This is a genomic window from Gordonia sp. UBA7860, from assembly GCF_002500165.1.
Classification (GTDB): domain Bacteria; phylum Actinomycetota; class Actinomycetes; order Mycobacteriales; family Mycobacteriaceae; genus Gordonia; species Gordonia sputi.
In genome coordinates this window covers 1-8,174 of sequence record NZ_DLSO01000154.1, presented here as the reverse complement: position 1 = coordinate 8,174, position 8,174 = coordinate 1, and the positions used below count along the sequence as shown (strand labels likewise).

Below are 8,174 nucleotides of genomic sequence, written 5' to 3'. Positions count from 1 at the left end.
CGATGGCGTTGATCAGATCCGACTGCGAGAGCTTTGCCATATCGGCGGGACTCGGAAAGCCGCTTCCGGACGAGATGATCAGGGTCTGACCGTTTTGCTTGAGTTTGTCGATGTTCTTCGACGGATCGTTCGCGGTCCACCGTGCGCTTCCCGGCGCGCCCCACATGTTGACGATCCCGTTGGTGTAGTTGGAGACGAGTGTCTGCGTTGCCAACACTCCGAGCGCGCCGATCGGATTGTCGGTTTGGTAGTAGCCCGACATCGCCTGCACGACCTTGAACTGCTCGGGATGCCGCTCGGCAAGCGTGACTGCAGGCCCGGCCGACATCGACAGCCCCACGATCGCGTTGTTCGATCGGCTCACACCGAAATTGGTCGCGAGGTATGCGGGCAGTTCGTCGGTCAGGAAGGTCTCCTGCTTGATCTTGACGTTCTTGTCGCCGGCTCCGGCGTCCCAATCGGTGTAGAACGACGACGCTCCGCCCGCGGGCATGACCAGTGTCGTGTCGCTCTTACCGTCGTAGACCTTGGCGGCCTGGACATCGGTGGTCCACGCCGAGCGGTCGTCGCGGGCACGCATGCCGTCGAGGAGATACACGCCCTTGTCGCTGCCGCTCGACGCTCGGACCTGAACGATGACCCACTTGTCTTGCGACGGCGACCACACCTTGCAGTTCTGGACGTAGTTTCCCGACGAGTCCCACGTACAGCCGTCACGCAGGACCTCGGGGTGTCCGACGAGTGCTGAAGCGCGGTCGTCCTTGCCGATCACCGCGCTCAGGCCCAGCAGGGCTGCGGTCATGGTGAGCACCGTGGCGAGACCGACGAGCCTGCGCCGGATTCGGCGTCGACCGGGAGTTCGGTTACCCGTTGCCGTCGACTCGTCGGCAACGGGGGCGTCGTAGGTGATCCACTGATCGCGAGGATCGCCGGCAGCGGATTCGGGTGAAATTGGCATGGTTCTCCTGCGGTGAGCGGACCCGATGTGTTAGAGGTCGCTCCGCGGACAGCAAGTGTTACAACCGGTCCGCAACATTCAGGCGGCAACATTCAGGGCGGGGCTACCGTGGATTTCATGGCAGACACCGACACCTACGACGTCATCGTGCTCGGCGCCGGACCGGCGGGTGAGAACGCAGCCGACTACGCGATCCGCGGAAGTTCTCGTCGTGCAGTGCTCGTCGAGAGTCAACTCGTCGGCGGCGAATGCTCGTACTGGGCGTGCATGCCGAGCAAGGCGTTGCTTGGGGCGGGTGCCGCACTCGAGGCCGCGACGGGGCTGCCCGGCTCGCGGACGCGAATCGTCGACGATCAGCCCGAACCCGGCCGTCTGCTGGCGTGGCGCGACTCGTTCACCCACAACCGCGACGACTCGTCGCAGGTCGATTGGGCGCGGGGCGCGGGCATCGACGTCGTGCGCGGCGTCGGCAGGCTGGTGGGCGAGCGGGAGGTCGAGGTGGACGGTCGACGCCTGCGCGCCACCGCGGCGGTGGTGCTGGCGACGGGAAGCGACGCGTCGATCCCGCCGATCCCGGGTCTTGCCGACGCCGCGCCGTGGACGTCGCGTGATGCGACGAATCTCGTCGAGGTTCCCGCACGCATCGCGGTCCTCGGCGGGGGCGTCGTCGCCTGCGAGGCGGCGACGTGGCTCGCGGAGCTCGGGAGTGTGGTCACGATGGTCGTGCGGGGCAACGCACTGCTTCCGTCGATGGAACCCTTTGTCGGGGAACGAGTCTCGTCGGGACTGCGAGACAGGGGAGTCGACATCCGCTTCGGCACGACGTTCGGGTCGGTGGCGCGGCCGGAGGTCGACGACACCGGCTACGGGCGAGTACACGGCGGGCCGGCTGTCGTCGAACTCGCCAACCGCGACGGCGACGTCGTCGATCGACTCGAGGTCGACGAGATCCTTGTCGCCGCGGGTCGACGTCCGCGCACCGTCGGCGTCGGACTCGAAATACTCGGTATCGATCCCAAGAGCAAGCTCGACGTCGACGATCACTTGAATGTCGCCGGGCACGACTGGCTGTATGCGGTCGGCGACGTCAACGGTCGCGCGCCACTCACGCACATGGGCAAGTATCAGGCGCGGGTCGCCGGCGACGTGATCGCAGCACGCGCCGAAGCCCGTTCACTCGACGGTGAGCGATATCTGGCCACAGCCGACCACGCGGCGGTGCCCCAGGTGGTGTTCACCGAGCCGCAGGTCGGGTCGGTCGGGCTGACCGAGCGTGCCGCCAACGACGCGGGCATCGATGTTGTCATCTCCGAACTCGACATCGAGGTCGCAGGGTCGGCGCTGGCACGCGAGAATTACAGCGGCCGCGCGGTGCTGGTCATCGACCGCGCGCGAAATGTGTTGGTGGGAGCTACGTTTTGCGGACCCGACATCGCGGAGCTCGTGCATTCGGCCACCGTCGCCGTCGTCGGCGAGATTCCCCTGGAAAGGTTGTGGCACGCGGTCCCGTCGTATCCCACGGTCAGTGAGATCTGGCTGAGGCTGCTCGAGAACCTGCGCGAGGAACAGAGTTGATCTGCGGGGTGTGCGCCGGTCGCCGGTAATGTCGGGGTATGGGCACGCCACATCTCATCACGGCTTCTGACCTGCGTGATCTGGGCGATGATCCCAAGCTGCGGGTCGTCGACGCGACCGTGCATCTCCGATTCGGTGACGGAGCGCCGCAGATCGAGTCCGGGCAGGAGTCGTACCTGGCCGGGCACATTCCCGGCGCGGTGTTCGTCGATCAACTGCTCGCGCTCACCGACCCCGACGGGGAGGCGCCGTTCGCCGTCGTGTCGTCAGAACAGTTCGCTGCAGCCGTGGGTGCGGTAGGTGTCGGCGACGACTCGCGCGTCGTGGTCTACGACTCGGAGAACGGGATCTGGGCCACCAGGCTGTGGTGGCAGTTCGGTCTCGAGGGCTTCGACAACGTCGCCGTGCTCGACGGTGGCCTGCAGGCGTGGGTTGACGCGGGCTTCCCCGTCGACCGCGGCGAATCAAGTTATCCGCCTGCAGAATTCACAGCTCAGCGGCGGCAAGAACGCATCGAGACCACCGAAGAGGTGGTGACCGACGTCGACGACGCGGGCGTGCTGCTCATCAACGCCCTCGACCGAGACACCTTCGCGGCAGGCCATATCCCCGGAAGTGTGAACGTGCCCTTCGGTGAATTGGTCGACGAGCGGGGCACGTTGAAAGACGTTCCCGCGCTTCGAGCGATCTTCGACGCGGTGGGCGCCCTCGACGAGTCGGTGCGACCCGTCACCTACTGCGGAGGCGGAATTGCGGCCACCGCAGCAGCTTTCGCCCTCGCGGCGGTTGGCCGCGACGACGCATCGGTCTACGACGGCTCGATGAACGCGTGGACGTCCGACCCATCGCGGCCGCTGGCGCCCAGCTGACGTCGAGTTGCGTGGGATCCTGGGGTGCAAAAATGCCCCCGAGGATCCCACGCAACTTTCGTCGGGTGCCCCCAGTCGGACTCGAACCGACACTGTGCGGATTTTAAGTCCGCTGCCTCTGCCAATTGGGCTATAGGGGCGCGTCGACAAGCATGCCATGTGTCCTCTGCCCGATCGAACGAAACCCTACGCGGCTGAATCGGGGCGGCAGAGGAGCGTCACCAGCGATGGAGGCCGGCTTGGCGCACGGTCAGGCGCGCGGCGCGTTGGATGCACCAGACGGTCCAGACCGCCGAGATCAGTGCGATGACAAGCAATTCGCTGGTCATCCATACGAGCCGATTTCCGTTGATGGTGCTCGACGGATCTTGGACCATGAACACCACTGCCATCACCGACAGCAAGCCGATCACGGCCGACGGCCAGCCTGCGCGCGCTTCGAGGTGATGCTTCTCGTCGATGACCTCCGCCGCGTGTTGCTGATGGTCCGACGTCGAGTCGTTGAGCTCGGAGAGGGCGATGAACAGATCGGGGCTGCGGCGTGGCTGTGACGATCGGTGGTACGACAGCACCCACGCTCCGACCGCGACGGCGGCGAGAGCGAGTGAGAGGTAAACCACACCCCATCGTAACGCAGAAGAGGTGGCCCCCTGTCTGGCCGGAAGTCAATGCACCGGTGACGCGGGCGCATCCTGCAATCGGCCGACGAGCCCTTGACGAGCTGACTTAATGCCGATAACTTAACGCGGGTAAGTGACCGCGACGCGCTAGGGGACTCGTATGTTGGCAAGACTTACCCGAGTGGCCATATCTGCGCCCAAACGTGTTCTCGCACTGGCTTTCCTGTTCCTCGTACTCTGTGGAATCTACGGAGCGTCGGCATCGCAGCACCTGCTGGCAGGCGGGTACTCCGATCCGAACAGCGAGTCGGCGCAGGCGGCGCAGCAAATCGACGACACCTTCAAGCGCGGGGGCCTGCAGGTCGTCATCAAACTCGACGCGCCTGCAGGCACCGACATGGAGAAGGACCAGCGGGCCGCCGCGGTCGGCAAGTCGATCGTTTCCGAACTCGACGCCCTTCCCTATGTGCAGCAACCGGTGCTGTCGGTGTGGCAGGACCCGACGCTCGCGCCCGGCCTGATCAGCAAGGACCGCAGTTCGGCGCTGATCATCGCCACGCTCGACGGCGGGGAAGCAGAGGCTCCTGCGCATGCCAAGGAGGTCGCCTCCCGATTCGAAGGCGCCCGCGACGGCATCACGGTCCGCGTCGGTGGCCAGGGCATGGTCTTCCAGCAGGTCAACGAGCAGACCACGCGCGACCTCGCCGTAGCCGAGGCGATAGCCATCCCCATCAGCTTCCTCGTGCTCATTGTCGTATTCGGGGGCGTCATCGCGGCGATGCTGCCGATCGGCGTCGGCATCATCGCGATCGTGCTGACGTTCGCGTTGCTGCGTCTGATAGGCACTGTCACCGACGTGTCGATCTTCGCGTTGAACCTCACCACCGCAATGGGTTTGGCGCTCGCGATCGACTACACGCTGTTGCTGGTGACGCGGTATCGCGAAGAAGTCGCCGACGGACGTGACAGGGCGTCGGCGATCTTGCGCACGATGCAGACGGCGGGACGCACCGTCGCGTTCTCTGCGGTGACCGTTGCCCTCGCGCTTGCCGCACTGGCGATCTTCCCGATGTACTTCCTCCGTTCCTTCGCGTACGCAGGACTCGGTGTCGTGGTGATCGCCGCCGTGACGTCGCTGGTGATCACGCCCGCGGTGCTGATGCTCCTCGGCGACCGGATCGACTCCCTTGACGTGCGCCGCGGTGTCCGCAAGCTGCTGGGCCGCCCTGAGCCGACATCACGCCCGGTCGAGGAGGGCTGGTGGTACCGCGCGGCGTCGTGGGTGTTGAAACGAGCGGCACCGGTCGGCGCGACGGTTGTCGTCATTCTGCTGGTGCTCGGCGCACCATTCTTGTCGATCGAGTTCGGCTTCCCCGACGACCGCGTGCTGCCCACCAGCGCCAGCGCCCATCAGATACAGCAGGAGATCCGCGACGACTTCGCCCAGAACCTGTCGTCGTCGGTCACCGTCGTCGCGACTGGAGACGTCTCTGCGCAGACGAGGGCGTCGTATGCGCAGGAACTGTCGCGGGTTGCCGACGTCAACTCGGTGTCGGGCGCGGGCGGAACCTTCGTCGACGGGAAGGCTGTTGCCCCGGCGAATGCCGCAGACCAACGCGGCGACGTCGGAGTGATCACGGTCGCCACCAACCTTGAACCGATGCGGCCCGCGGGCGAGCATCAACTGGCTCAGCTGCGAGACGTGCCGGTGCCCGCGGGACTGACAGTGAAGTTCACGGGTTCCGCTGCGACCAACGTCGACACCGTCGACTCCATTTATGCGCACCTGCCTTGGGTGCTCGGGGTGATCGCCATCGCGACGTTCGTGCTGCTGTTCCTCTTCACCGGAAGCGTTGTGCTTCCGCTGAAGGCGTTGGTGCTCAACGTGTTGTCATTGTCGGCGACGTTCGGGGCGATGGTGTGGTTCTTCCAAGAGGGGCACCTCGACGGATTGGGCACCACGTCAACCGGGTACCTCGCGGCAACGATGCCCGTCCTGATGTTCTGCATCGCGTTCGGGTTGTCCATGGATTATGAGGTGTTCCTGCTCGGCCGAATTCGCGAATCGTGGCTCGCGTCGGACAGGTCGCGCGCGGCGAACGACAGGGCCGTCGCGCTCGGTATTGCGAGGACCGGTCGCGTCATCACCGCAGCGGCGCTACTGATGAGCATCGTGTTCGCGGGAATCGCGGCGTCCGAGGTGTCGTTCATGCGTATGTTCGGTGTCGGACTCACGCTTGCGGTGCTGATGGATGCCACTTTGATCCGGATGCTGCTCGTTCCGTCGTTCATGCGCCTCGCCGGGCGCGTGAACTGGTGGGCGCCCGCACCGCTGCGACGTCTGCATGACCGCTTCGGACTGTCCGAGGAGGTCCACGACGAGCCGCCGCGGACAACGGTCGCCGACACGGGCACACACGAGACCGCCGAGAACGAGAACAACACGCAGGAGAACAGTGACACGGACCAGTCGCAGGAGCCGCTCGCCCCGCGGGTCGGGTGAGTTGCTGGCCGACGAGATCATCGACGCCGCCACGTCACTGCTGCTCGACTCCGAAGCCGCGTCGGCCGTGTCCATCCGAGCCGTTGCCGACCGGGTGGGCGTCACCCCGCCGTCGATCTATCTGCACTTCGACGACAAGGACGCACTCCTCGAAGCCGTCTGCGCTCGATACTTCGAACGTCTCGACGAGGAACTGGCCGCGGCGTCGAAAGGAATCGACGATCCGCTGGAACGGGCTCTGCAGATGGGCATCGCCTACGTGAGATTCGCGGTCGCCACGCCCGTGCTCTACCGGGAGGCGTTTCATCACGTCTCACCCGTGGCCGAGCGCAGCAAGGTTGATGAGGTGCTCGCGGCGTCGGCGTTCGTGCGGTTCACCGGAACTGTCAGCGAACTCGCAGACGCCGGGATCTTCGGCCCCGACGAGGTCGGTGACGTCGTCCTCGAATTGTGGACCGCTGCGCATGGCCTGGCGTCGTTGATGATCGCGAAGCCCGGTCTGGGCTGGGGCGATGACTTCGCCATTGCCGCGCAGACCCTGCGCTCGATCTGTCTGGGGCGGGCGGTGCTGTCGATTCGTGAGTACGAGTCACCCGACGAGGTCCGCGTGTTCCTCGACTCACTGAGTGCGCCGTCGGATCACTCAATTGGTCAAGAGAAGGTAAAGTCGGAACTCGAACGGGTCGATCCCCGTTGATGAGACGTACACGTCCATAAAAGGAGCACCTGTGCGAGACAGCAGTAACCCGGTGATGCGCGGCGTCGTCCGCGATAACCAGAATCCCGGCGGCTACGCCGGCTTCGGGTCGAACGCGGCCGGGGCCGGGCAGGCCGCGATGTACAACCAGTACGGTCAGCAGGTCCCGCCGCAGTATGCGCCGCCGCAGGCCGTCGGACGCCAGCTGACCATCGACGACGTCGTCACCAAGACGGCGATCACTCTCGGCGTGCTGACCGTCACCGCAATCCTCAGCTACGTCATCAGCAGCTACAACAACGCATTGGCCGGACCCCTCATGGGCATCGGCGCGATCGTGGGCCTCGTGCTCGTGTTGGTCGCCTCGTTCGGTCGCAAGCAGGACAATCCCGCGATCGTCCTCGCCTACGCGGCCTTCGAGGGACTGTTCGTCGGTTCGATCTCGTTCGTGTTCGCGAACTGGATGGTCAGTGGCGACACCAGTGCGGGCGCGTTGATCGGCCAGGCGGTTCTCGGCACGTTCGGCGTGTTCTTCGGAATGCTGCTGGTCTACAAGATCGGCGCCATCCGTGTGACACCGCGCTTCACGCGCATGCTGTTCGCCGGTCTCATCGGTGTGATGGTGCTGATGATCGGCAACCTGATCATCGGTCTGTTCACCGGCGGAGCTGGTGTGCTGCGCGACGGTGGTCCGATCGCGATCATCTTCTCGCTGGTCTGCATCGCGTTGGCGGCCTTCAGCTTCCTCGTCGACTTCGACGCCGCTGATCGTCTGATCCGTGCTGGTGCACCTGCCCGCGCGGGCTGGGGCGTCGCGCTCGGCCTGACAGTCACCCTGGTGTGGCTCTACGTCGAGATCCTGCGTCTGTTGAGCTACTTCAACTCCAACAACTAGTTCGCCCCCTCAGATACACCGCGGCCCCGTACTCTTCGGCGGTTTCAAGGGGTCGGC

7 protein-coding genes and 1 tRNA gene are annotated in these 8,174 nt (G+C 65.3%); 5 read left to right on the top strand and 3 right to left on the bottom strand.

Annotated elements, in window-relative coordinates; all coding sequences use genetic code 11:
• Positions 1-958, bottom strand: a 958-nt coding sequence (locus B3T59_RS19205; protein WP_287004824.1) for an alpha/beta hydrolase, incomplete at its 3' end; no start/stop codon positions are given.
• 117 nt (positions 959-1,075) lie between these two features.
• Between B3T59_RS19205 and B3T59_RS19200 the strand changes: the two genes are divergently transcribed.
• Both B3T59_RS19200 and B3T59_RS19195 read left to right on the top strand, forming a co-directional pair.
• Entirely contained in the window at positions 1,076-2,533 is a 1,458-nt protein-coding gene (locus tag B3T59_RS19200; protein ID WP_287004822.1) for a dihydrolipoyl dehydrogenase family protein, read from the top strand.
• 38 nt (positions 2,534-2,571) lie between these two features.
• Positions 2,572-3,402, top strand: a complete 831-nt coding sequence (locus B3T59_RS19195) for a sulfurtransferase (RefSeq protein ID WP_064864455.1) — start codon at positions 2,572-2,574, stop codon at positions 3,400-3,402.
• A 66-nt stretch (positions 3,403-3,468) separates the two neighbouring features.
• Here B3T59_RS19195 and B3T59_RS19190 read toward each other — a convergent pair.
• Positions 3,469-3,542 (bottom strand) — tRNA-Leu (locus B3T59_RS19190).
• 78 nt (positions 3,543-3,620) lie between these two features.
• A complete protein-coding gene (locus tag B3T59_RS19185; protein ID WP_287004819.1) occupies positions 3,621-4,022 on the bottom strand; it encodes a hypothetical protein in 402 nt (133 codons plus the stop codon).
• 160 nt (positions 4,023-4,182) lie between these two features.
• Between B3T59_RS19185 and B3T59_RS19180 the strand changes: the two genes are divergently transcribed.
• From B3T59_RS19180 to B3T59_RS19170, 3 genes are read left to right on the top strand one after another with little or no spacing between them, the layout of a single operon-like run.
• Positions 4,183-6,525, top strand: a complete 2,343-nt coding sequence (locus tag B3T59_RS19180) for an MMPL family transporter (RefSeq protein ID WP_287004817.1) — start codon at positions 4,183-4,185, stop codon at positions 6,523-6,525.
• Positions 6,479-7,222 carry a TetR/AcrR family transcriptional regulator gene (locus B3T59_RS19175; RefSeq protein ID WP_039854246.1) on the top strand — a complete coding sequence of 248 codons (744 nt, stop codon included), beginning with the start codon at positions 6,479-6,481 and terminating at the stop codon, positions 7,220-7,222. The genes B3T59_RS19180 and B3T59_RS19175 overlap by 47 nt, the downstream gene beginning before the upstream one ends.
• 31 nt (positions 7,223-7,253) lie before the next feature.
• Positions 7,254-8,117 (top strand): Bax inhibitor-1/YccA family protein, encoded by an 864-nt coding sequence (locus B3T59_RS19170; RefSeq protein WP_005202099.1) that lies wholly within the window; start codon positions 7,254-7,256, stop codon positions 8,115-8,117.
• The last annotated feature ends 57 nt before the right edge of the window (positions 8,118-8,174 follow it).